Origin of the sequence: Microscilla marina ATCC 23134, assembly GCF_000169175.1 — a bacterium.
GTDB classification, from domain to species: domain Bacteria; phylum Bacteroidota; class Bacteroidia; order Cytophagales; family Microscillaceae; genus Microscilla; species Microscilla marina.
The window spans coordinates 29,319-50,902 of the sequence record NZ_AAWS01000045.1; the positions used below are offsets into that span (position 1 = coordinate 29,319).

A 21,584-nucleotide genomic window follows, 5' to 3' on the forward strand; every position below is an offset into this window, starting at 1 on the left:
TTGTGGTTGTTTGTTTTGTGCTGGCACAAACTTATGTAAAAAAATAGTCTTAATAAAATATTCCATTGTTTTAACTTGATTTTTTATACACAAAATAATTATTTTTAAATAAAAATTTGTTTTTATAAATAGAAAGTCTCTTTTTTGTAAAAAAAATACCTGATAAATTGTAATATGTTATATTCTAATGCACATTTAGCAGACGAAGATCACTTTAAAACACTAGAGCAAGACCTTGAGTGGATAGCTTCGTTAATAGTTGCCCGTGATGCGTGGTTTTTTAACAACGATCAGGTACCCTATTATTTTGAAGACCTGCTGTCTGACCCATTGATTACTCTTCCTGATTTAGTACCCCAAAGTTCAAGTCCTTATGCAACATTACTTGAGAACATGCACCAGCATACTGCTGCTTTTTTTGGGCTTGACTCAAGCCAAGGTGCTGCATTGCTTCAGGTATTAAAAACTGCCGAAAGAGTGGTGTTATTACTGGCTCTATTGCCTCATAGCCGCCCAGAGGTGCTCAATACATTCAAGGTAAAAGATGCCCAAGGGCATTACTTTGCCGAATTTGGTGGTGCCTGGCAGAGCAATGCTTGCTTTGTACCCACAATACAAACCGCCCTCTATTTACTGGCAGGCAAATCACTTGTGCGTCGTCAATTGATCACTCGTATATTTAGCCCTCAACATTTTTTGTATAGCCAAGGCATACTTAAACCTTCGGTTGCTAATAAGTTAGACTCATCTCTTGAGCTAAGCATAGAGTATATACAGCGTTTAATCAATCACCAACCTTACACGCCTCAATACTCAGCCGATTTCCCTGCTACCTTGTTAACCACCCATAAAACGTGGGACGAACTGATATTAAATGACATAGTAGAGGAGGTAATGCAACAAGCCCGTAAGTGGGTAAAGTATTATCATCAATTACAGCAAAGCAATAGTGCTTCCAGGCAAGGTTACCGATTGCTCATGTCGGGACCATCGGGTACGGGCAAAACACTGACCGCTGCCTTGTTGGGTAAAGAAGCAGGCAAGCCTGTTTACCGCATCGATATTTCTAATATTGTAGACAAGTACGTGGGCGAAACAAGTAAACGTTTAGCAAAGGTTTTTGACCAAGCCGCTGCCCAAGATTGGATTTTGTTTTTTGACGAAGGTGATGCCTTGTTTGGCAAACGAAGCAATGACTCAGGCAGTAGCAACGAGCGTTATGCCAACCAGGAGGTAGGTTATTTGCTTTATAAACTCGAAGAACATCAAGGGATGATTTTTCTGGCCACCAACCATAAAGGAGCCATTGATCAGGCATTCGAGCGGCGATTCGACACATTGATTGAGTTTCAAAAACCAGATGAGTTTACCCGACGCAAACTGTGGGCTCATTACTTTGCCGATAGCCCCCAGTTACAATTGGCAGAAGAAGTCTATAGTGCCAATTGGCGCGAACTTGCCCAGGGAGCAGAAGTGACCGCAGCCTGGGTAGAAAAGTTTTACCAGTATTGTCTGATGCAAGTAACCGCTAAAGGTTCACCTGAGATTTCGGCGAATGATATGCGCAACTACCTGACCTGGTATAGCCACGAAAGAGGGTACTTCAGACACAATTGCCAACAATTATTTATTAAAAAATTTCATTAAACCAGTGAGTGCCATGATTGCATCTGTATTAAAAATAATAAGAGATGATCTTGCTGAATTCTTAAACAGCCAGTTTGTCCAGGATCAGCTAAAAGTATTGGTAGACAAGTTAATGTTGTTAAATGGCAAGTCTACCATAGATGGAACCAACAACCAATTAGTAATTACACTATTGGATATCCAACAAGAACGAGATGTACAGCATAGCCGTACCAGTGACCTTGCTCAGCCTTACTATTTAAATTTATTGTTGCTGTTTTCGGCTTATGAAAAAGAAGAAGATCGGCAACCAGAAGGATACTTGAGAACCTGGGAGTACCTTAATGCAGTCATTCATTTTTTTCAGCGATATCCAGTATTTACTCCACAAACTCATAATGAACTACCCGAAGGTATAGAATACTTGAAGTTTGACTTGACTACTGAAGACCTGCGCGAAAACAGTTTTATTTGGACAATGACGGGAGCCAAACATGCTCCCTCGGTACTTTATAAAGTGCGTAGCTTGCCTATAGGCGATTATCTTACTCAACGGGTTTCACGAATAGTAAATGGAGTATCAGTGCTATAAAATTATACTATATTTATAAACATAATATTACTTAATACTTATCAACTATGTATTTCCACATTGTACGACTTTCATCAAAAAATCATCGCCCAGAGCCTATCAACATTGGCGAATGGCAACGGTTGGTAAATAATGACCCTACCTTGCACTGGTTATCGTCAGGTTACCTGCCAGAAGAGAATAAGGCGGCGGTGTATTTTGCTTCCCGACAAGATGTTCAAGGAATGGACTGGCAACTCAATCAGCAAGGGGCTTTTAGTTTTCAAAATACTGGGTTGTCGCAAGCACACCCTTATATTCAAAAAATATTTGAAGTAGCAAAGCTGTTAAATGCAAGAGTGTTAGAGCAACCAAAGGCTGTTTTTTCTATAGATTCATTGGTAAAACATGAGCCTTCAATGCTTACAAGAAAGCCTGCTGCCAAGGCAATACCAGTAGTGTCTAAAGCCAAAGACAATAAAAATTTATATGGACTTTCTATAGTTGATGTAAAACCACGACGCCCTCAAAATGTGCACCGAATCAAAAAACGCATTCAAGAAAACTCAGTGGTTACCAGGCTTAACATTCGTGCTAAAGAATTACATCTGGGTACGTCTTTGCAAGGAGACATTGTAGCTCCTGTACCTAAAAGTACATCAGCACAACATTATCAAGTGAAGAATATTTGGCTTGAACTGGTGGCAATAAAGGATGCTTTTTATACTTTTTGTGTCCAAACTACTTTTATGATACAATTACCTGACATTGTATTATTTTATAAATCAGGTAGCAAAATAGTGCTTGATAAAACAGCGATACACTTGACTTAAGTCGTCTGTTTTATCTGAAGGTATCGTAGCCCGTTTGCAGGATACATCTCCTACAATCGGATTTTTTTAGCCTTGTTTCATACACAAAATATTTAAAATAAAATATTTTGTGTATGAATGATTTGACAGCACCTTGCCGCATTTCAATTGTTTCAGCGATTAAATTTGTTTCCCATAGTGCAAGGTGCTGTTTTTTAGTAAGTCAAGAGTTGAGAGTCGGTAGTCGGGAGCTACCATAGGCTACCAACAATAGACCAATAAAAGAATCAAACTCTAAACCCAACCCAGTGTAGTCGCAATGGACTGTCGACCGTAGACAGTGGACTAAAGTAAATCCACTACATGAAGCTAACCAAGGCTTAAAAAAGCCAGCATAAGCTACCGACTACCAACTAAAAAACTAAAATGAAAACATTCACCCTATTTTGCATGCTCCTCTGGAGCCTTGCCCAGCCTTCCTATGCCCAAACCCAACTGCGTGGACAGGGTACCAGCTTTGCCATTAGCACGCTGACTGCTGCGACTGCTTATATAGAAGAAAGTGCCTCTGCGGTAGACGATAGTCACCCAACTCCCGATCCGGTGATCATCATCCCTGCAGACCCGGTAGATGCCTGCAACAGTGGTAAAGCAGTCACTCTATCGCCCATCATCATCAGCGAGCAAAGCGTGGGGTCGTTTGCGGTAGGTAAAGGAGTGTTGGTGTTGGGTTTCGATCATCCCGATTTTGTGGTAAGCAAGCTGCCCAAGGTAACTATCACAGGTGTCCCAGGCGATTTTCTTGCCCCAACAGTGTCACTCAATTCAGGCAAACTCTATATAAGCTACCGTTTTGTGGGTGCCACCAAGGTAGCAGGTATTGTGATGAGCGGGCTGGAGGTGAGGTCAAAAAGTAAAAATAAAGGCACAGTAGCTCAGCTAAAGCCCTTGAGTGGTTATGAGCATTTCGAGGGATTGTACCCCGATGAGGTATTTGCCACCGTGCGAGGCATCAATACAACTAGCAGCAACGCCCTCAATGCCCCTGCCAGTGTGAGTGGCTTTGGGGTAGTCTGTGCGGGGGGCAATGGCTTTACCTACACGGCAGCTCCGGTGCCCGATGTCACAGGTTATTTATGGGCGTTGCCTGTGGGTTTTCTTGCCAACAATGATCCCAAGGCAATTCAAGTATCGGCACACGAGTATTACACTGCTGACAATATGATTACCCTGGACATGGCAACTTCGGCAAGTGTGGGAAACAAACTGCTACAGGTCAAAAGCGTAAATGATTGCAAAATAAGTACTACCGCACGCAGCAAAACCATTCGGGTAGCAGTTCCACCCAACCCCAAGGTAAGTTTACCCGCTACGAGTTTTCCTGATGATAACTTCTCACCCGTAAACATTACCGTCACCAACAACCCGGCGGGGGGAGTGGGTGTGCTTCGGGGCGATGGAGTAGTAGGCAATAAATTGTATCCAGGGTTACTCTTTCCAAGTACAGGCTACAAGGTGTATTATGATTATGCCATCAACAATTGCACGGTGACGGTGAGCACCACTTTTAGCGTGTACGATGCCGATGCCGTAGTATTGGGGCTTGCCACAAGCTATTGCAGCAATGTAGCGGCTTCTCAAACCGTCACCATTGCCAATTTGAGCTCGGCGTTGGGGGCAAGACTTTATAGTCCTACAAATGCAGCGATTCCACTCAATCTCCAACTGATTAGTGGTAATGATTATCGCTATACTTTTAGTAGCCAAGATTTATTTCTCAAATATGGCGCCGGGGCATACCGTTTTGAGGCAACCCAAGTCGGGGCAAGCGTGCCCATCAAAGTAGCCTTTCAAATTACCACCCCACCTGCTCAAAACATTACCAGAGGCAGCGCCCAGGTATGCGGAGATGGCAGTACCATTTATAATTATAGTTCCAGCGTACCCGCTACCACTGACGAATTTGAATGGTCGGCACCCGCAGGAGGAGCTACTTTTGTAGGGGGGATTAATCGCCAGGCGACGGTATCGGTAATTTGGTCAGGGGGCACCCCTACGGGAACCAACAAAATCCTCCGCCTCGCCCAAACCCGCAATGGTTGCACTACCATTACTGACTATGCAGTGAAAGTTTTTGCCCTGCCCCCACCCAGTATTGTGGGGGATTTGAACCCCTGCACGGGGGAAACCGTGACCTATAGCCTAAATAACACTGGTAGCACAGGCGTCACTTACAATTGGCAGGTAGAAAACGGACAAATTGTAGGGGCAAGCAATCAAGCTCAGGTAACCATCAAGTGGGGTAATTCAAACGGTAGCGGCAACCTCAAAGTGACCCAAAGCCTAAATGGTTGCACCAAAAGTGCTGAGGTAGTCACCAAAATTGAGGCGTTGCCCACCCTGAGTATTGCAGGATTCAACGCCAAACGGAGTTATTGCGCAGGCGATGCTACCCCGGTGGTGCTCACCCCCGTATTTGGCGGCAGTACTACGCCTCCTGCCGATTACCTCACCGCAGGTAAATTTGAAATCAAACGCATAGCAGGCACCAGACCAGCGTCAGCTTCCTTTGTTCGCTTGGTGGCACAAAGTGGAGCGCTTACTGATCGCTGGTTGCCTGCTTTTCCTATTATTGGGGCGAATGAAGCTGCCATTCCAACGAATGCCAACACAAACAAACTCAACCTCAATGCGGGTGAGTACCTCATTCGTTATACTTATACCAACGCCAACGGTTGCGTAAACTACTCTGATGCTTATAAAGTCACTATTAAGCCCTTGCCTACCCTTAGTTTTACAGGGCTTGCCAAGGCTTATTGTCAGAATGACGCCCTTGTAACGCTCTCGGCTTTCAAAAATGGGGTACTCACTTCCCTTTCACCTGGTTTTACGGCTCGAAACACGGCAACGGGCGAGGCTAAGTCGTTACAAGGTAGCCGTCTTGACCCAGCTGACCTCGAGGCAGGTAAATATGAGCTGTTTTTGGCGCTCGCGGGTAGCGGCACCGACTGCGCCAATAGTTCTACCCGTGATACAACGGTGTATTTTGAGGTAATTGCCCCACCTACTGGGCTAAAAGTGGTTGCCGAAAGGCGTTGGAACGAAGACACTCTCCGTATTACCGCGGTTGCTGGCACTCCCGTGACAAGTTGGGCGTGGAATTTTGGTAATTTGTTGGTGAACTCGCCCCAAGTAGCCTATCCCGTCAGCCCCGACATGCGTGGAAGCATTCCATTACTGAATTATAGCCTACATGCCACGAATTCCGCAGGGTGCAGCGAGCAAATTAGCCAAGCTTTCAAGGTAGATTTTGATTTTGTAGGGCAATACATTGGCGAAAAGGGGGACTTAAACCCCCGACCAACTCAGTTTACCAACTTGTCACTGGTGGTGGGTGACTCTATTGTAGCTTATAATTGGTACTTTGGCGATGGAGCGACTTCTACTGACGAAAACCCTACGCACCAGTACCAAAGCCCAGGTACTTACGAGGTCAGCCTTACCATTCATACTACAGTTGCCAAGTACACACTGCATCGACGCATTGATATTTTTCCACTCATTCAGGTAAGCGAGGCAAAGCCTTATAATACTGGTTTTGAGGTAAACGGTGGTTGGTTGAGTCATGGCACTATCAACAAGAAGGAAGGCAGCAGTTGGCAATTAGCGGAAGCGACTTGGCAAATGCCTCAAGGTTATGCAAATCAAGAACAATCGTATGTGGCAAGCCCTGCTTTTGAAATTGGCGAACTAGCCCGCCCCGTGCTTTCTTTTGATTACAAATTAGACACCGATGCGGGGGCAGATGGCGTGGTGTTGTTGTACACTCTTGACGATGGCAAAACTTGGCAACGCCTCGGTGCGTTGGGGCAGGGCATTGACTGGTACAATACCACACCCATTTTGGGCAAACCTGGCAATGATTACACTACAGACAACGGTGACGCTCAAGGTTGGTCGGGCAAGCTCAAAGGTTGGCGTACGGCACGCATTGCCTTAGATAGAGCCATTGCTGGTTTACCCGCTGCTAATGGCGCGATTATTCGGTTCCGGTTTGCCTTTGGCTCCAACGCTGATAACCCTCCGGGCAGCAAGTACCAAGGCATTGCTTTTGACAACTTCGAGCTTCGTAACCGCAACCGCACAGCACTGTTGGAATATTTTACCAACCAAGGCATAGCAAATGCAGCAGGTAAAAGCACAGCACTAGCCCAGGCAATGAGTACCAACAGTGGCGGCGAAATTGTAAGTATTCATTACCACACCAGCTTCCCCACAGTAGATGAGTTCAACACCGAAAACTCTAAAGACCCCAGTGGCAGAGCTTTGCATTACGGATTACGTGAGGTGCCCGCTACGGTGGTAAACGGCAGGGTAAAAGATTCCTTGTCTACAGCACGACTCAAAGATAGCTTGCTCAGGCAAACCTTGCTGCCAGCAGCTTTTGCCATCGAACTGACCCCCGCCCACTGGCAAAACGGGCAACTCAGCATAAGCGCCAAAATCACCGCCTTGGCTGATTTCAACCAGCCCCTTATTTTTCACACCACCATTGTAGACAGTAGTCGGGTGGCTAATAACACAGGAGAAAACTACCTTCAGGTACTACGCAAAATGTTGCCCGATGCGGCAGGGATTTTTAGAGCCAAGGCTTGGCAAAAAGGTGAAACCCAAGTGCTCGATTTTAATTGGAACGCTCCCACAAATGTGGCGCAAGTTACAAGGCTAAAAGTCATTGTGTTTGTGGCAGACTATCAAAGTAGGGGCATCTATCAGGTAGCTACAGCAAACGTACCCGCCCAGGCTAAGCGCGATCAGGAAGAAAATACGGTCACCGGGTTAAATGGACAGTCAAAACCAAATGCTACTAAACTGCTTGCCTACCCCAATCCGGTGAGGGAAGCAGTGACCCTGACATTGCCCAAAAGCCTAACGCCTTCGCCCGACATCCGTTGGCAGGTCATCAGCCTGCAAGGGCAGGTAGTAATCAGGGGGCATTGGGCAAGTCGAACCCATAAGCACCAAATCTACCTGCACGAACTCCCGGCGGGGGTGTATGTAATCAAAGTATATGATGCCACAAACCCTGGGCGAAGCAGTTTTGAGTGTAGGGTTGAGAAAGTAAAGTAATAGCAGTGTAATGTAGTTAATGTGTCCTGTTTTTACCCTCATAGAACTTATGTTGGTTAGTGATGGATGGATAACAGGGATAAACCAAGAAGGCAGGTTTACTGAGCCTGTCCTTCTTTTTTTTAAAAAGTGACAAGATTCAAGCAACAAGCCACAAGTTTTCAAATACTGACAGATTAATTTTAGATAATTCTTAATTCGCAAATATTCAAATGATCGATACAATCCAACAATCATTAATATCAGAAGGCTTGCAGGAAGCCAGGCAACTGGTGCAGACAATGAGGCAAAAAGCTTACAAATTGGCAAATACCGATTTGCTCAAAAGAATCAGCGAACTCGAAGACACCCTTCGCAGCATTGACGATGTCAATAATATCTCCACCGAAGCTGTTCACATAGAGAAGTGCAGCCTGAAGGCGCTCATTGACATGGCTTACCAAATGTACCATCTCTACTTTACCCGTAAAGACATTCGTTTTTCGAGCTATGTGGCAAACCTGCACGTGAAGGTAGACAAGATGAGTTTTTTTAGAATGTTCTTTAGCCTGGTACACTATATGGGCAAGCACGCCCACCCCGATGAAGAGCGTTTTATCAGCATTGAAGCGGCTGCCTACAATGCCCAAACCGTTGCGATGTATATAGAAGACAATGGCCTGTATCCGACCAGCAATACCGATATTTTCGACCATTCGTTCAAGCGACGGATTACCGGGGCTATTTCGGGAGTAGGGCTCGCTGCCATCCAGCAGTGGGCAACTTCGGTAGGGGGCAAGGTGTGCCCCGTCGACAAAGTGGGCAGTGGCTTAAAGCTGTGTTTTTTGTTGCCAGGCACGACAAGCCCCCATTTACGTGAGCAACCTTTAGGGGAGGCAAAGCTATCTTTGCTGGAGGGGGAGCATGTGTTTTGTTGAAGCTGGCAGAGTGATTAACTCCACCAGCTTTTTCTGTGCCCATTGTTGGTTTCAAACTCAAAGCCCCGGTAGCGTACGTTGGCATTCCACCATTCATTGTTTATTTCAACATCATATATATAGTGGATGCTGTCTTTGCCAAAGTCACGCTTGCTCTTAAATTGAGGGTTTCGGATGGCAGTGCGGGGTACCCACACCGAGCGGTATTTATCGAGCCTGTCTTCAATAAAAACGGCTTCTTTGTTCCATTTTTTGATCCAGATATTGCGGGCTGTCCAAGTAGTTTTTGTGTCTGTTGTAGTCATTGTTTTAAGTGATTTAGTAAGTCCTTGTTTGAATTATTATATTGCTAAGGACGACTAATTCAGTCCGACTATCAACTCACTGTTGAGCAGTGAATTATGAGGTAATAAAGCTTGCCAAAAGCGATATTTTGACGCAGCTTAGAGCACTCAGAATAGTGCAGGTTTTTGGGCGGATAGTGGGCATTTATTCCAGTAATAATGCAATGGTGAAACATTCCTTAAACCCAAGGAGGCAAAAAATGATACAATCAAGGGGAAATTTCGGGCAACTGAGACATATTGAGGGCAAATAGGGTGGTTTGGGGGCATTATATGCACTTAGGCCGTTTTTCTTATTTGCCCCAACCCCCCAAAGGCAAACCAGCTAAGATAGGTTCACCTTTGGAGAAATAGAAGCGTACAAGAGAGGGCTTAGCCAACCCCTATAAACAAAAACACTTTCCCGTGTTTGCCTTTGATTCCGTGTTTGATCCGGTAGGCACTGGCCGCTGGTCCCTTGAGCCTTAGTCCCAGGGTTTTGTTCTCGTACACCAGGGTTTTGGCCAGGGTGAGTACTTCTGCCTGCCGTGCCTTGGGTACAAAGAGCAGGTAACGTTTTTTGTCCCACTCGCTGGCATCTGCTTTCAGCGAACAGCAGGCTTGCCTGATCCAATCTGCGTATTTGAGCGGGGTTACTCCGGCAGGAGCTTGGACGACCTCAAAGTTTGTTCTGATGTGCAAGTCGCTGTTTGCCCCGGCTTGTTCGTAGGCTTCTTTATAGGCAGCCCAAAAAGCCTCACCTGCGCTTGCCCCAAAGCTTTGTCTTTCAAAATAAGTCATTTTCATTGATTCATTGATGGTTTAAATCTGTGGTATAAATAAGGAAACCAGCCTTTGCTGGTCTTTCCTTAACATCTGGCGCAGCCAATAAACACATACACATTGCCTGGTTTGCCTGCATACACTGTCCCCCGGCGAAACTCCTGTGCCTTTCTTCCGGTCATTTTGATGGCCAGTGCTTTGGCACTGGTGTCAGCGTAGTAATTAGCGTAGGTAAACACCCTTGCCTGATGCCTGTCAGGAATGGAGCCCAGCAGCTTGTCTTTTTGCTTTTGGCTAATGCCATAGCCCGTAAAAGCCTGATCTGCTTTTTCAATCCAGCGCAGGTACCTGGCAGGGGTCACCCCTTCGGGTACGGCTACTTCTATGCAGCCTGGTTTGGAGTTGAGGTCTCCGCTCTCCCCATCGATGATCCCGGTAAAATCTTCGGCCTCTTCGTAAGCCCTGCGGTAAGCTTCTTCCAGTGTTTTCCCGAAGGCGTAGCGTTCAAAATTTGTTGCTCCCATAGGTTGTTTCTGTTTGGCTTAATGGGTTGATTAATAAATAATTACAGCACGAAGTACGACTAATCTTACCCCCTTGCCAACCCACTGTGGGCGAGGTAATTATGATGTAATACTATCTGGCAAAAGCGATTTTTAGCGTGAGTTTTTGTGCCCGGAAAAGTGCCATTTTTGGGCGGGTTTCAGGCAACTATGCGGGCAATAATGCAACAGGGAGCTACAGAATGGAGGAATACAGGCAAACGTTGAAAAAAGTGGGGGAATTTCAGGCAAACGAAGACAGTTTATGGGGCATTTTAGCTGGTTTGGAGGCGAAGTCTACGTTTTGGCGGATAAGCTTATTTGGCTTGCGATTCAGCGATTAAGTACTGGATAGTTCCCCAAAGATTGAGGTACTTAGAGGTATAATAAAAAAGGGCTTGGAAGGTAACAGCTCCCAAACCCGTTGTTTTTAACTTTAAAAGATAAAGCCAATGCAAATGTCAAACAACCTACTGAAAAAAGCAACCCCAACCGACATAAAATGGAGTACCGAAGAAGAAGAGGAAGGGTTTGATCCCTGGGGGTGGGAACCTAACTACGGAGACAAAGACTTTGGGGTGAGCGACCGGGACTTTTATTAGTATTAAAATGATTGAACGAGGCTTTATGTGTTGTAAAGCCTCGTTTTTATCTTGCTTTAGGTGCTCGCCTGCCCAAAAAACTGTTGAATCTTGGGGGCAAGCTGTTCCTGCCAATCCTGTTTGCCATCTACGAGGATAAAAATATCCTCCATGCCCTGTTCGGTAATGGTAAACAGGGCGTAGTTGAAACAGTCGCCGTTGGGCAGACACATCAGGTACAAATGCCCCTGGGTGTATTCACTAAACTCCTCCAGAATAAACCCTGATGCACTATCTGAAGCCGGAATGACCTCTTTTTGGTATTCCTGTGGTTGAGGCACCTGGTCTGCCTGGTGGTAGTAGCGGGCACTCAGCATATCATCCAACCGGGCAATGAGGTAGCCTAACTCCTCGTCGGTCAGTTTTTCGGCGGCGGCTATGATGGTAGCGTATTTCATTTTTTCCGGTTTAAGTAAAACAAATGATCTATCCAAAAAATGTCCTCCCAATAATCCTGATTGATTTCGATGCGATAAACCCCCTCCCCCTGGTTATCAGAGGTTACTCCTGTCAAAAGCCGGGGATTACGAATAACGGTAACGGGTAGCCAGGCGTAGCCGTGAGCTTCGTGGCTTATTTTGATAATGCCCTCCTGAATTTTTCCTAAATCCATTGCTACCCATTGGGTGACCAAATTCTGGTCAAAAATGTTTGTGGGTGATTGTGTGCTCATTTTTATGGTGTTTTTTTAGTAGTTATTCCTTAGGTCTTAATTACTGATGCCTTGCTCGGTAAAACCTGCAACAAAACCTTTGGTAAAACTTATTTTATCCAGAGAGGGGTGACTGTTGTCTGCTTCTTTCAAAGCAAGGGTGTCCAGTTCCTGAGCGTTCAGGATAAACTCATCCAGCATTTTTTGTAAAGCAACTTTGTCGGTAGCTGCTGCCTTGCTTACCCCAGCATTAAACCCAGCGGTAAAGTCTGCCTGATTGAGTTGATATGGGAGTTGCTTTCGGTCAAAATACCTTTGATACATTTTAAATTTTTCAAGGGCGATATGCGCTAAATTTTCCATTGGTATTGAATCTTTTGGTTTACTGTTTTAATTATTATGATACAAAACACGACTAATTGCACACCCTTAGCAACTCGCTCTTGCCCAGGATATTATGATGTAATACTGTCTGCGAAAAGCGATATTTGAAGTGGTTTTGTGCGCTTCTAAAAGTGCTATTTTTAGGCGGCTTTGGGGCAGTTTCAATTACCATAGTGCAATAGAGTAGCGATGCTATAGGCAAATGATAACAAATGGTAAAAACAGTGGAGGTGTTTTGGGGCAAATGAGGACATATTGGGGGTGGTTTAGCTGGTTTGGAGGGCGTAATGTGCACTTTGATAACTAATCTTATTTGCTTTACTATCAAGGGATTAAGTACTGGGTAGTGGGCGTTTGTTTGTCGTACTTTGGTTCATAATTAAAGGATAAAACAAGAACAACATGGAAGTTAAAATATTTGGTAAAAGTGTAAAAGAAGCTTGCTTAAGAGCTAAGTCAAGCATATTTGAAAGACACATCATCGAAAACCCTGTGGTAATTAAGGTTCCTAAAGACTACGGCACAGCGGCCTATGCTCTTTGGGTTATCAGAGCAGCTGAGGCTTTACGCTCAGACAAAGCTATTTCCACAATAAAGGCTATTCCGGAAGAGCAGAGAAACAGAGTGATTCATTACGCAAAGATGTATAACAGCTCTGCTAAATTATGCCTAAAGCTTACTGGCAGGGCAGCGGCTTCTTATAAAAGTAAATGGCGGTTAACCAGGAGAAAGGGTGATGTATATTACTTTTTTTGGAAGTAGTCAATCAACCCCAATTTACCAACGAAACCTAATACCCGGTTTCGTTTTTTGTCTTCCTGGTAAGAAACCAAAAAGCTGTTTGTACTGGACTTGTGAGGAATTGACAAAGGCATTCCCACCAGAAATAATCCTGGCAGGAATACTTTGTTAAGCCTTGAAGAATTTCTGAACTTCAGAATCTAAACTGAGCCGTCAGTTTTTGCCACATTTTGTTGGGTCAAAAGTTATTGAAAATACTTCTTGGAGCATCTGCTGGTGCTGCAAGTGTGGTGTAGCTGCCTTGAATAGTTCAATATCAAGAGTCTGGTTGGTGCCAGAATGCTCGTTGGCGCTAAAGGTGTGATGTGGCTGCCTTGAATAGTGTAATGTCAAGAGTCTTGTCAAAATGAAAGTGCTTGCTGGATTAGAAAGTGTGGTGTAGCTGCCTCGAATAGTTCAATGTGAAGAGTCTTGTCAATGCCGGGGTACCTGTTAGTGCCTAAAGTGTGTTGTGGCTACCTTGAATAGTTCAATGTCAAGAGTCTTGTCAATTCCGGGGTTTTAGTCTGTGCCTAAAGTGTGGTACGGCTGCCTGGAATAGTTCAACGCCAAGAGTCTTGTCAAAGTAAATATATTTACCAGCTCTAAAAGTGTGCTGTGCCCCCTTGAATAGTTCAATGCCAAGAGTCTGGTTAGTGCCGAGGTTTTTAGTCTGTGCCTAAAGTGTGTGGTGGCTGCCTTGAATAATTCAACGCCAAGAGTCTTGTCAATGCCGGAGCGCCTGCTCTATTAGAAAGTGTGATGTGCCCCCTTAAATAATTCAATGTCAAGAGTCTGGTTAGTGCCAGGATGTCTGCTGGATTAGAAAGTGTGGTACGGCTGCCTTGAATAGTTCAATGCCAAGACTCTTGTCAATGCCTGGATTCCCACTGGTGCCTAAAGTGTGGTACGGCTGCCTGGAATAGTTCAACGCCAAGAGTCTTGTCAAAGTAAATATATTTACCAGCTCTAAAAGTGTGTTGTGACTGCCTGGAATAGTTCAATGTCAAGAGTCTTGTCAATGCCGGGGTGTCTGCTGGATTAGAAAGTGTGGTACGGCTGCCTTGAATAGTTCAATGCCAAGACTCTTGTCAATGCCTGGATTCCCACTGGTGCCTAAAGTGTGGTACGGCTGCCTGGAATAGTTCAACGCCAAGAGTCTTGTCAAAGTAAATATATTTACCAGCTCTAAAAGTGTGTTGTGGCTGCCTGGAATAGTTCAATGTCAAGAGTCTTGTCAATGCCGGGGTGTCTGCTGGATTAGAAAGTGTGGTACGGCTGCCTTGAATAGTTCAATGCCAAGACTCTTGTCAATGCCTGGATTCCCACTGGTGCCTAAAGTGTGGTACGGCTGCCTGGAATAGTTCAACGCCAAGAGTCTTGTCAAAGTAAATATATTTACCAGCTCTAAAAGTGTGCTGTGCCCCCTTGAATAGTTTAATGTCAAGAGTTTTGTCAATGCCTAGATTCCCGCTGGTGCCTAAAGTGTGGTACGGCTGCCTTGAATAGTTCAATGCCAAGAGTCTTGTCAATACCAGGATGCTTACTTGATTAGAAAGTGTGGTACAGCTGCCTGGAATAGTTCAATGCCAAGAGTCTTGTCAATCCTGGGGTTTTAGTCTGTGCCGAAAGTGTAGTACGGCTGCCTGGAATAGTTCAACGCCAAGAGTCTTGTCAAAGTAAATATATTTACCAGCTCTAAAAGTGTGCTGTGCCCTCCTCGCATAATTTAATGTCAAGAGTCTTGTCAATACCGGGGTGCCTGTTAGTGCCTAAAGTGTGTGGTGGTTACCTGGAATAGTTCAATGTGAAGAGTGTTGTCAATATCAGGGTTTTAGTCTACGCCTAAAGTGTGTTGTGGCTGCCTTAAATAATTCAATGTCAAGAGTCTTGTCAATGCCGGGGTGTCTGCTGGATTAGAAAGTGTGGTACGGCTGCCTTGAATAGTTCAATGCCAAGACTCTTGTCAATGCCTGGATTCCCACTGGTGCCTAAAGTGTGGTACGGCTGCCTGGAATAGTTCAACGCCAAGAGTCTTGTCAAAGTAAATATATTTACCAGCTCTAAAAGTGTGCTGTGCCCCCTTGAATAGTTTAATGTCAAGAGTCTTGTCAATACCGGGGTGTCTGCTGGATTAGAAAGTGTAGTACGGCTGCCTTGAATAGTTCAATGTCAAGAGTTTGGTTAGTGCCAGGATGCTCGTTGGCGCTAAAGGTGTGATGTGGCTCCATTGAATAGTTCAATGCCAAGAGTCTGGTTAGTGCAGGGATGCTCGTTGGTTGCTAAAAGTGTGATGTGCCCTCCTTGAATAGTTCAATGTCAAGAGTCTTGTCAATGCCAGGGTGCCTATTGGATTAGAAAGTGTGCTGTACCATCCTTGAATAGTTTAATATCAAGAGTCTTGTCAATGCCGGAGCACCTGCTGGGTTAAAAAATATGTTGTGGCTGCCTCGAATAATTCAATGTCAAGAGTCTTGTCAATACTGGATGCCTATTAGATTAGAAAGTGTGCTGTACCATCCTTGAATAGTTCAATGTCAAGAGTCTTGTCAATGCCGAGGTTTTAGTCTGTGCCTAAAGTGTGTTGTGGCTACCTTGAATAGTTCAATGTCAAGAGTCTTGTCAATGCCGGGGTTTTAGTCTGTGCCTAAAGTGTGTTGTGGCTACCTTGAATAGTTCAATGTCAAGAGTCTTATCAATACCGGGGTTTTAGTCTGTGCCGAAAGTGTAGGACAGCTGCTTTGAATAATTCAATGTGAAGAGTCTTGTCAATACCAGGATGCCTGCTGGTGCTCAAAGTGTGTGGTGGCTACCTTAAATAATTCAATGCCAAGAGTTTGGTTAGTGCCAGGATGCTCGTTGGCGCTAAAGGTGTGATGTGGCTCCATTGAATAGTTCAATGCTAAGAGTCTGGTTAGTGCAGGGATGCTCGTTGGTTGCTAAAAGTGTGATGTGCCCTCCTTGAATAGTTCAATGTCAAGAGTCTTGTCAATGCCAGGGTGCCTATTGGATTAGAAAGTGTGCTGTACCATCCTTGAATAGTTTAATATCAAGAGTCTTGTCAATGCCGGAGCACCTGCTGGGTTAGAAAGTGTGTTGTGGCTGCCTCGAATAATTCAATGTCAAGAGTCTTGTCAATATCAGGATGCCTACTTGATTAGAAAGTGTGGTACAGCGGCCTGGAATAGTTCAATGCCAAGAGTCTTGTCAATCCTGAGGTTTTAGTCTGTGCCTAAAGTGTGTTGTGGCTACCTTGAATAGTTCAATGTCAAGAGTCTTGTTAATGCCTGAATTCCCGCTGGTGCCTAAAGTGTGTTGTGGCTACCTTGAATAGTTCAATGTCAAGAGTCTTGTCAATACCGGGGTTTTAGTCTGTGCCGAAAGTGTAGGACAGCTGCTTTGAATAATTCAATGTGAAGAGTCTTGTCAATACCAGGATGCCTGCTGGATTAGAAAGTGTGACGTGTCCGCCTTGAATAGTTCAATGCCAAGAGTCTTGTCAATGCCGGGGTTTTTAGTCTGTGCCTAAAGTGTGTTGTGGCTGCCTTGAATAGTTCAATGTCAAGAGTCTTGTCAAAGTAAATATATTTACCAGCTCTAAAAGTGTGACGTAGCCGCCTTGAATAGTTCAACGCCAAGAGTCTGGTTAGTGCCGGAGCGCCTGCTGGATTAGAAAGTGTGGTACGGCAGCCTTGAATAGTTCAATGTCAAGAGTCTTATCAAAGTAAATATATTTACCAGCTCTAAAAGTGTGCTGTGCCATCCTTGAATAGTTTAATGTCAAGAGTCTTGTCAATGCCGGGGTTTTTAGTCTGTGCCTAAAGTGTGTGGTGGCTGCCTTGAATAGTTCAACGTGAAGAGTCTTGTCAATGCCGGGGTTTTAGTCTGTGCCTAAAGTGTAGGAGAGCTGCTTCGAATAGTTCAATGCCAAGAGTCTTATCAATATCGAGGTGCTTGCTGGATTAGAAAGTGTGCTGTGGCTGCCTTGAATAGTTCAATGTCAAGAGTCTTGTCAAAGTAAATATATTTACCAGCTCTAAAAGTGTGATGTGGCTGCCTTAAATAGTTCAATGTCAAGAGTCTTGTCAATGCCGGGGTTTTATTCTGTGCCTAAAGTGTGTTGTGGTTGCCTTGAATAGTTCAATGTGAAGAGTCTTGTCAAAGTAAATATATTTACCAGCTCTAAAAGTGTGATGTACCATCCTTGAATAGTTCAATGTCAAGAGTCTTGTCAATGCCGGGGTTTTAGTCTGTGCCTAAAGTGTGTGGTGGCTACCTGGAATAGTTCAATGTGAAGAGTCTTGTCAATATCAGGGTTTTAGTCTACGCCTAAAGTGTGTTGTGGCTGCCTTAAATAATTCAATGTCAAGAGTCTTGTCAATACCGGGGTTTTAGTCTGTGCCTAAAGTGTGTGGTGGCTACCTGGAATAGTTCAATGTGAAGAGTCTTGTCAATACCAGGGTTTTAGTCTGTGCCTAAAGTGTCGCACGGCTACCTTGAATAATTCAATGTCAAGAGTCTTGTCAATACCAGGGTTTTAGTCTGTGCCTAAAGTGTGTGGTGGCTACCTGGAATAGTTCAATGTGAAGAGTCTTGTCAATACAAGGGTTTTAGTCTGTGCCTAAAGTGTTGCACGGCTACCTTGAATAATTCAATGTCAAGAGTCTTGTCAATACCGGAATGTCCGCTGGTGCTCAAAGTGTGTGGTGGCTACCTTAAATAATTCAATGCCAAGAGTCTTGTCAAAGTAAATATATTTACCAGCTCTAAAAGTGTGACGTGTCCGCCTTGAATAGTTCAATGCCAAGAGTCTGGTTCCAAGGTGCCTATTGGATTAGAAAGTGTGGTACGGCTACCTTGAATAGTTTAATGCCAAGAGTCTGGTTAGTGCCAGGGTTTTAGTCTATGCCTAAAGTGTCGCACGGCTACCAGCAGCAAAGAAAAAGAGCCTGATGGCTCTCTTTCCATCGTAATTGGTATAATCTAAATTTTCCATCTGTTTTATGTTTTGTTAATCAATAACTTCAGCGTAAAGTGCCAGCAATGATCAGCCCTTAGCAACTCGCTGTTAAACAAAAGGTTATGATGTAATGCTATCTGCGAAAAGCGATATTTGAAGTGGTTTTGTGCCCCCCGTAAAGTGCCATTTCCAGGCGGGTTTGGGGCAGTTTCAATTACCATAGTGCAATAGAGTAGCAATGCTATGGGCAGATAATAACAAATGGTGAAAAGAGTGGAGGTGTTTTGGGGCAAATGAGGACATATTGGGGAGCCTTTTGGTAGCTTTCAGAGCAGAATGTGCACTTTGGTAACTAATCTTATTTGCCTCGCTATCAAGGGTTTAAGTACTGGGTAGTGGGCAAGGTATTGTCGTACTTTGGTTTATAAATTAATTACTAAATAAAACAACGACATGGACAACGCCATTCAAATTGTAGAAGCCCAAATTGAAGCATTACAACAGCATAAAGCAGCCACGAGTCAGGAGTTCAAAGCCTGTGTAAAGGCAGGCAAGAGCAATGAGGCTGATTGCTGCGAAATTGAACTAAGTAATGTCGATCGGGCAGTATTTGAGTTGATGAAACTCAAATCAAAACTAGTGACTGCTGGTGCCAAAGGCAGTGAATAATTAACACCACCAGGGCGGCTTTGTCCCGGTGTTTTTATACAAACTATAAAACAGAGATCAAATGAATACCCAGAAAGAACTGTATGCCTTGCTGACCACACGAAGCGAAGAGCTCAGCAAGGAACGCCTGCTTGCCGAAAGAGCCCTGGAACACGCCAAAGATTCCCGCACATTGGTAGATGTCGCCTTTTATGAAAAAGAGCTGGAGATCATCGATAGACTGGATGGAGAACTCCACCTCCTAATGGAACAAGCCGAGCAACTTGCCGAAGCAAATCGTGAAGTAAAATAATCAACAGAAAGCCCCACCAAATTTTATGAAGTTGGTGGGGTTTTGCTTTGGATAGGTTCAACCATAAAAAGGTAGAATTAACACAACGAACGACAATTACTCAGCTACTTGCGTAAGCACCCAACGCCTCACTCACCTCTGGGTCTGGGTAGGTGTTTATTTCACAGGCATCGCTTGGGTAAACAAAATCGCTACTGAATGCACCAAAGGTAGTTTGTAGTAAAAGTAAGCGTCATCAAGTAAACCCAGCGGTAATTCAACTTAACTGCTGGGTTTGGTGCTTGCCTGGCATTACAAATAAAACCCTGACTCCTTTTCAATAAGTAGCGCATAAAAAATACAGATTTATGCTGTATATTTATGGTGTGCACGCAAAAACGGGCAGTAAATGATAAATAATGTGACAAAATGAAAAAAGACCAGTTAATGTTCAAACAGTTCGTTTTCTTTGATGATAACAATGAATTAAACGATACAGGGGTATTATTATATGTGGATGCGCTCAGGCTCAACCGGGAAAAAGAATTACCAGGCGAACTTACGACGCATATTCTTCATTCATCCAGCGACCGAAAAAGAGTTCTTGAGTATTATGAGTTTGTAAAGGACAACGATATTCGGGAATTGATGCCTCACCCATATTTTGACCATAGCATTAACTAACCCAGACAAAATCAAGGGGCTGGTTGATGATCCAGTCCAGCCTCTATCACAAACCAACGCTTGTTATCCATCCCCCAACTCTTCTTCAAAAAACATCTTCAGGCAACCTTGATGCTTGCCCACCTGTTCGGTGGCTGCGTGCCTCTGGTCAGCAATGCTTTGACTGATCACGATGCATTCATAGAACGGAAAAATTAAAAGTGAAGTTTTTTTTTGGGTTGATGAGGTGGTGGAGGTCTTTAGTCCAGGTAATAGTTTTTAAGGGGGGGTAGGTTTTATGCAGTAAATCCAGAAACAAACCCTCTGGTAAAGCTTCTTTTATCTAGCTTGTTTTTGTTGGCTTTTGAGGCTAGGTTTTCCAGTTTTTTGCCGCCCATGATGTATTCTTCTTTGATTGTATTAAATTTTTCAGGGGTCATTTTAGCTGCCTCTTTCATTCCTTGAATGAAAGCCTTTGTAAATACTTCCTGGCTTATTTTGTGGTTGGGATATTGGTGTTTATAAAAGCTTTCGGTTGCTTTAAAACTTTTTAATATCGTGGGGTTTAAATTCGTTGGTTTCATCTGTTGTTAATCTTGTTTGGGGGTTGTTTTAATTATTATGATACAAAGAACGACTAATTGTGTGCCCTTAGCAACTCACTGTGGCACAGGTAATTATGATGTAATACAACTTGCGAAAAGCGATATTTTGAGGCATTTTTTACACTAGGCAAAGTGCCATTTATGGGCGGGTTTGGGGCGATTTGCATAGGAGTAGTGCAATCAAGCAACTACCAGATGGGAGCTTTTGATCAAATCAGAAAAAAAACAGGGGCGTTTTGGGGCAAGCAGGGACATATTGGGGGAGAAACGGCAACTTTTTGGGCAAAAAGTACGCTTTTGCAACTAATCTTATTCACCTCGTTATCAGCGATTTAAGTGCTTGATAGTGGATGTATGTTTGTCGTACTTTGGTTCATAATTAAAGTTAAACGCATTACTAAATAAAACAGCCATGATTACAAACGAAGCATACTGGGTAATAATAGAAAGAAGAAATGAGTTAGCCATTGAACTAGCCCAGGTAAAAAAAGCACTTGAAGCTACCAAAGCCATTGAGCAAGTAGCGGTACAGGAAAAACAAGTGGAATTTTTAACCCTGATGATTGAGGAGTTGAGACAGCTCAACTATCGCATCGCAAAAGCGGAAGAAGTGGCTAAAAAAGAGGGGTAGGTTGGCAGTAAAACGAGGTTGGTCATACAGCCTCGTTTATATATTCAGAAAGCAATCAAAAAGTGTTATCTCTTATTTACATTTTTTTGTTACCCCTGCTTTACCGATCACACCAGTCAACGAAACCTGATATAGGGTTTCGTTTTTGCTCCTGCCCAAAGCAAGACTCCCCCGAAAAATCAGAACCTGGAAGCCGACTCATCGAGGGAGGCTCCCGGTTCCTTCCTTATTATTCAAATGCTGCTGCCCCTTTTTCAAAAAACAGTCTGATTTTCGGAGCCAGTTTTTTCTCCCAATCGAAGCTGCCATCCGTTAAGGTAAACAGGTGTTTAATTTCGATACCGTGCAGGGTATACAAGGCATAAATCATTTTATCTCCATAAGGTTCTGCCATCAGCTGAAGTTTTCCTTCATCGTATTCCGGCTCGTCAGTCAGAATAAAACCAAGTTCGTTTTTTCAGACAACACCACACCTTTAGTATGCCCCTGAAGCTTAGGACGTACTTCATCGTATTCCTTCACTTTTTGCATGTGGTTAAGGTCAGCAATTAGCCAGAGTAGTTCGTTGCTGCTAAGTTTATCCGCTTCGGTTAGTATTTTATCGTAACTCATCTTTAGGCTTGG

The 21,584-nt window shown here is 44.0% G+C and carries 21 protein-coding genes; 12 read left to right on the plus strand and 9 right to left on the minus strand.

The genetic code is table 11. From position 1 onward, the window contains the following. The first annotated feature begins 174 nt into the window (after window positions 1–174). The 5 genes from M23134_RS28790 to M23134_RS28810 all read left to right on the plus strand — a co-directional run bounded on the left by M23134_RS28790 (window position 175) and on the right by M23134_RS28810 (window position 9,056). Window positions 175–1,647, plus strand: coding sequence for an ATP-binding protein (locus tag M23134_RS28790; RefSeq protein ID WP_002702394.1), 1,473 nt, complete (start codon window positions 175–177; stop codon window positions 1,645–1,647). A gap of 13 nt (window positions 1,648–1,660) precedes the next feature. After that, the gene (locus M23134_RS28795; protein ID WP_002702396.1) at window positions 1,661–2,218 is read left to right on the plus strand and encodes a Pvc16 family protein; all 558 of its coding nucleotides are present in this window, start codon (window positions 1,661–1,663) and stop codon (window positions 2,216–2,218) included. A 47-nt stretch (window positions 2,219–2,265) separates the two neighbouring features. After that, window positions 2,266–3,030, plus strand: a complete 765-nt coding sequence (locus M23134_RS28800) for a hypothetical protein (protein WP_002702398.1) — start codon at window positions 2,266–2,268, stop codon at window positions 3,028–3,030. A gap of 405 nt (window positions 3,031–3,435) precedes the next feature. Further along, complete coding sequence (locus M23134_RS28805; protein ID WP_075164083.1) at window positions 3,436–8,139, plus strand: PKD domain-containing protein; 4,704 nt, start codon at window positions 3,436–3,438, stop codon at window positions 8,137–8,139. Between the two features lie 212 nt (window positions 8,140–8,351). Continuing rightward, window positions 8,352–9,056, plus strand: coding sequence for a histidine kinase (locus M23134_RS28810; RefSeq protein ID WP_002702402.1), 705 nt, complete (start codon window positions 8,352–8,354; stop codon window positions 9,054–9,056). Between the two features lie 14 nt (window positions 9,057–9,070). On the opposite strand, the gene M23134_RS28815 is transcribed toward M23134_RS28810, so the two are convergent. The 3 genes from M23134_RS28815 to M23134_RS28825 form a co-directional block, all read right to left on the minus strand. Then, a complete protein-coding gene (locus M23134_RS28815) occupies window positions 9,071–9,361 on the minus strand; it encodes a hypothetical protein (RefSeq protein WP_002702404.1) in 291 nt (96 codons plus the stop codon). A 411-nt stretch (window positions 9,362–9,772) separates the two neighbouring features. Continuing rightward, the gene (locus M23134_RS28820; RefSeq protein ID WP_002702408.1) at window positions 9,773–10,186 is read right to left on the minus strand and encodes a hypothetical protein; all 414 of its coding nucleotides are present in this window, start codon (window positions 10,184–10,186) and stop codon (window positions 9,773–9,775) included. Between the two features lie 62 nt (window positions 10,187–10,248). Beyond that, the gene (locus M23134_RS28825) at window positions 10,249–10,686 is read right to left on the minus strand and encodes a hypothetical protein (RefSeq protein ID WP_002702410.1); all 438 of its coding nucleotides are present in this window, start codon (window positions 10,684–10,686) and stop codon (window positions 10,249–10,251) included. Between the two features lie 137 nt (window positions 10,687–10,823). On the opposite strand from M23134_RS28825, the gene M23134_RS28830 reads away from it, so the two are divergent. Next, window positions 10,824–11,048: a hypothetical protein gene (locus tag M23134_RS28830; protein WP_002702412.1), complete on the plus strand. Its 225-nt coding sequence runs from the start codon at window positions 10,824–10,826 to the stop codon at window positions 11,046–11,048. Between the two features lie 114 nt (window positions 11,049–11,162). Next, window positions 11,163–11,306, plus strand: coding sequence for a hypothetical protein (locus M23134_RS41890; RefSeq protein ID WP_198144980.1), 144 nt, complete (start codon window positions 11,163–11,165; stop codon window positions 11,304–11,306). Between the two features lie 56 nt (window positions 11,307–11,362). On the opposite strand, the gene M23134_RS28835 is transcribed toward M23134_RS41890, so the two are convergent. Genes M23134_RS28835 through M23134_RS28845 form a run of 3 tightly spaced genes read right to left on the minus strand, consistent with a single transcriptional unit; the run spans window position 11,363 to window position 12,360 of the window. Then, window positions 11,363–11,743 (minus strand): hypothetical protein, encoded by a 381-nt coding sequence (locus M23134_RS28835; RefSeq protein ID WP_002702413.1) that lies wholly within the window; start codon window positions 11,741–11,743, stop codon window positions 11,363–11,365. Beyond that, window positions 11,740–12,018, minus strand: coding sequence for a hypothetical protein (locus M23134_RS28840; RefSeq protein WP_002702414.1), 279 nt, complete (start codon window positions 12,016–12,018; stop codon window positions 11,740–11,742). The genes M23134_RS28835 and M23134_RS28840 overlap by 4 nt, the downstream gene beginning before the upstream one ends. Window positions 12,019–12,054: 36 nt before the next feature. Next, window positions 12,055–12,360, minus strand: a complete 306-nt coding sequence (locus M23134_RS28845) for a hypothetical protein (RefSeq protein WP_002702417.1) — start codon at window positions 12,358–12,360, stop codon at window positions 12,055–12,057. A gap of 423 nt (window positions 12,361–12,783) precedes the next feature. On the opposite strand from M23134_RS28845, the gene M23134_RS28850 reads away from it, so the two are divergent. From M23134_RS28850 to M23134_RS28865, 4 genes are all read left to right on the plus strand, one after another. Beyond that, complete coding sequence (locus tag M23134_RS28850; RefSeq protein WP_002702419.1) at window positions 12,784–13,143, plus strand: hypothetical protein; 360 nt, start codon at window positions 12,784–12,786, stop codon at window positions 13,141–13,143. Between the two features lie 5,431 nt (window positions 13,144–18,574). Beyond that, window positions 18,575–18,790: a hypothetical protein gene (locus M23134_RS28855; RefSeq protein WP_002702425.1), complete on the plus strand. Its 216-nt coding sequence runs from the start codon at window positions 18,575–18,577 to the stop codon at window positions 18,788–18,790. A 61-nt stretch (window positions 18,791–18,851) separates the two neighbouring features. Beyond that, on the plus strand, window positions 18,852–19,082 hold the full coding sequence (locus M23134_RS28860) for a hypothetical protein (RefSeq protein WP_002702427.1): 231 nt from the start codon (window positions 18,852–18,854) through the stop codon (window positions 19,080–19,082). 408 nt (window positions 19,083–19,490) lie between these two features. Then, a complete protein-coding gene (locus M23134_RS28865; RefSeq protein ID WP_002702428.1) occupies window positions 19,491–19,745 on the plus strand; it encodes a hypothetical protein in 255 nt (84 codons plus the stop codon). Window positions 19,746–20,020: 275 nt separating this feature from the next. On the opposite strand, the gene M23134_RS28870 is transcribed toward M23134_RS28865, so the two are convergent. Then, window positions 20,021–20,308 (minus strand): hypothetical protein, encoded by a 288-nt coding sequence (locus M23134_RS28870; protein WP_002702430.1) that lies wholly within the window; start codon window positions 20,306–20,308, stop codon window positions 20,021–20,023. Between the two features lie 433 nt (window positions 20,309–20,741). Here M23134_RS28870 and M23134_RS28880 point away from each other — a divergent pair, with 433 nt between their 5' ends. Continuing rightward, window positions 20,742–20,960, plus strand: a complete 219-nt coding sequence (locus M23134_RS28880) for a hypothetical protein (RefSeq protein ID WP_002702433.1) — start codon at window positions 20,742–20,744, stop codon at window positions 20,958–20,960. A 229-nt stretch (window positions 20,961–21,189) separates the two neighbouring features. On the opposite strand, the gene M23134_RS42280 is transcribed toward M23134_RS28880, so the two are convergent. Next, window positions 21,190–21,354 (minus strand): hypothetical protein, encoded by a 165-nt coding sequence (locus M23134_RS42280; RefSeq protein WP_002702435.1) that lies wholly within the window; start codon window positions 21,352–21,354, stop codon window positions 21,190–21,192. A 38-nt stretch (window positions 21,355–21,392) separates the two neighbouring features. Then, window positions 21,393–21,572, minus strand: a complete 180-nt coding sequence (locus M23134_RS42285; protein WP_002702437.1) for a hypothetical protein — start codon at window positions 21,570–21,572, stop codon at window positions 21,393–21,395. Window positions 21,573–21,584 lie beyond the last annotated feature (12 nt).

Excerpts from the sequence above, each read along its gene's own strand:
- M23134_RS28865 (WP_002702428.1), top strand. The coding sequence starts at position 19,491 with ATGAAAAAAGACCAGTTAATGTTCAAACAGTTCGTTTTCTTTGATGAT.
- M23134_RS28880 (WP_002702433.1), top strand. The coding sequence starts at position 20,742 with ATGATTACAAACGAAGCATACTGGGTAATAATAGAAAGAAGAAATGAG.
- M23134_RS28855 (WP_002702425.1), top strand. The coding sequence starts at position 18,575 with ATGGACAACGCCATTCAAATTGTAGAAGCCCAAATTGAAGCATTACAA.
- M23134_RS28850 (WP_002702419.1), top strand. The coding sequence starts at position 12,784 with ATGGAAGTTAAAATATTTGGTAAAAGTGTAAAAGAAGCTTGCTTAAGA.
- M23134_RS28800 (WP_002702398.1), top strand. The coding sequence starts at position 2,266 with ATGTATTTCCACATTGTACGACTTTCATCAAAAAATCATCGCCCAGAG.
- M23134_RS42280 (WP_002702435.1), bottom strand. The coding sequence starts at position 21,354 with ATGGCAGAACCTTATGGAGATAAAATGATTTATGCCTTGTATACCCTG.
- M23134_RS28840 (WP_002702414.1), bottom strand. The coding sequence starts at position 12,018 with ATGAGCACACAATCACCCACAAACATTTTTGACCAGAATTTGGTCACC.
- M23134_RS41890 (WP_198144980.1), top strand. The coding sequence starts at position 11,163 with ATGTCAAACAACCTACTGAAAAAAGCAACCCCAACCGACATAAAATGG.
- M23134_RS28795 (WP_002702396.1), top strand. The coding sequence starts at position 1,661 with ATGATTGCATCTGTATTAAAAATAATAAGAGATGATCTTGCTGAATTC.
- M23134_RS28815 (WP_002702404.1), bottom strand. The coding sequence starts at position 9,361 with ATGACTACAACAGACACAAAAACTACTTGGACAGCCCGCAATATCTGG.
- M23134_RS28820 (WP_002702408.1), bottom strand. The coding sequence starts at position 10,186 with ATGAAAATGACTTATTTTGAAAGACAAAGCTTTGGGGCAAGCGCAGGT.
- M23134_RS28825 (WP_002702410.1), bottom strand. The coding sequence starts at position 10,686 with ATGGGAGCAACAAATTTTGAACGCTACGCCTTCGGGAAAACACTGGAA.
- M23134_RS28790 (WP_002702394.1), top strand. The coding sequence starts at position 175 with ATGTTATATTCTAATGCACATTTAGCAGACGAAGATCACTTTAAAACA.
- M23134_RS28860 (WP_002702427.1), top strand. The coding sequence starts at position 18,852 with ATGAATACCCAGAAAGAACTGTATGCCTTGCTGACCACACGAAGCGAA.
- M23134_RS28805 (WP_075164083.1), top strand. The coding sequence starts at position 3,436 with ATGAAAACATTCACCCTATTTTGCATGCTCCTCTGGAGCCTTGCCCAG.
- M23134_RS28845 (WP_002702417.1), bottom strand. The coding sequence starts at position 12,360 with ATGGAAAATTTAGCGCATATCGCCCTTGAAAAATTTAAAATGTATCAA.
- M23134_RS28870 (WP_002702430.1), bottom strand. The coding sequence starts at position 20,308 with ATGAAACCAACGAATTTAAACCCCACGATATTAAAAAGTTTTAAAGCA.
- M23134_RS28810 (WP_002702402.1), top strand. The coding sequence starts at position 8,352 with ATGATCGATACAATCCAACAATCATTAATATCAGAAGGCTTGCAGGAA.
- M23134_RS28835 (WP_002702413.1), bottom strand. The coding sequence starts at position 11,743 with ATGAAATACGCTACCATCATAGCCGCCGCCGAAAAACTGACCGACGAG.
- M23134_RS42285 (WP_002702437.1), bottom strand. The coding sequence starts at position 21,572 with ATGAGTTACGATAAAATACTAACCGAAGCGGATAAACTTAGCAGCAAC.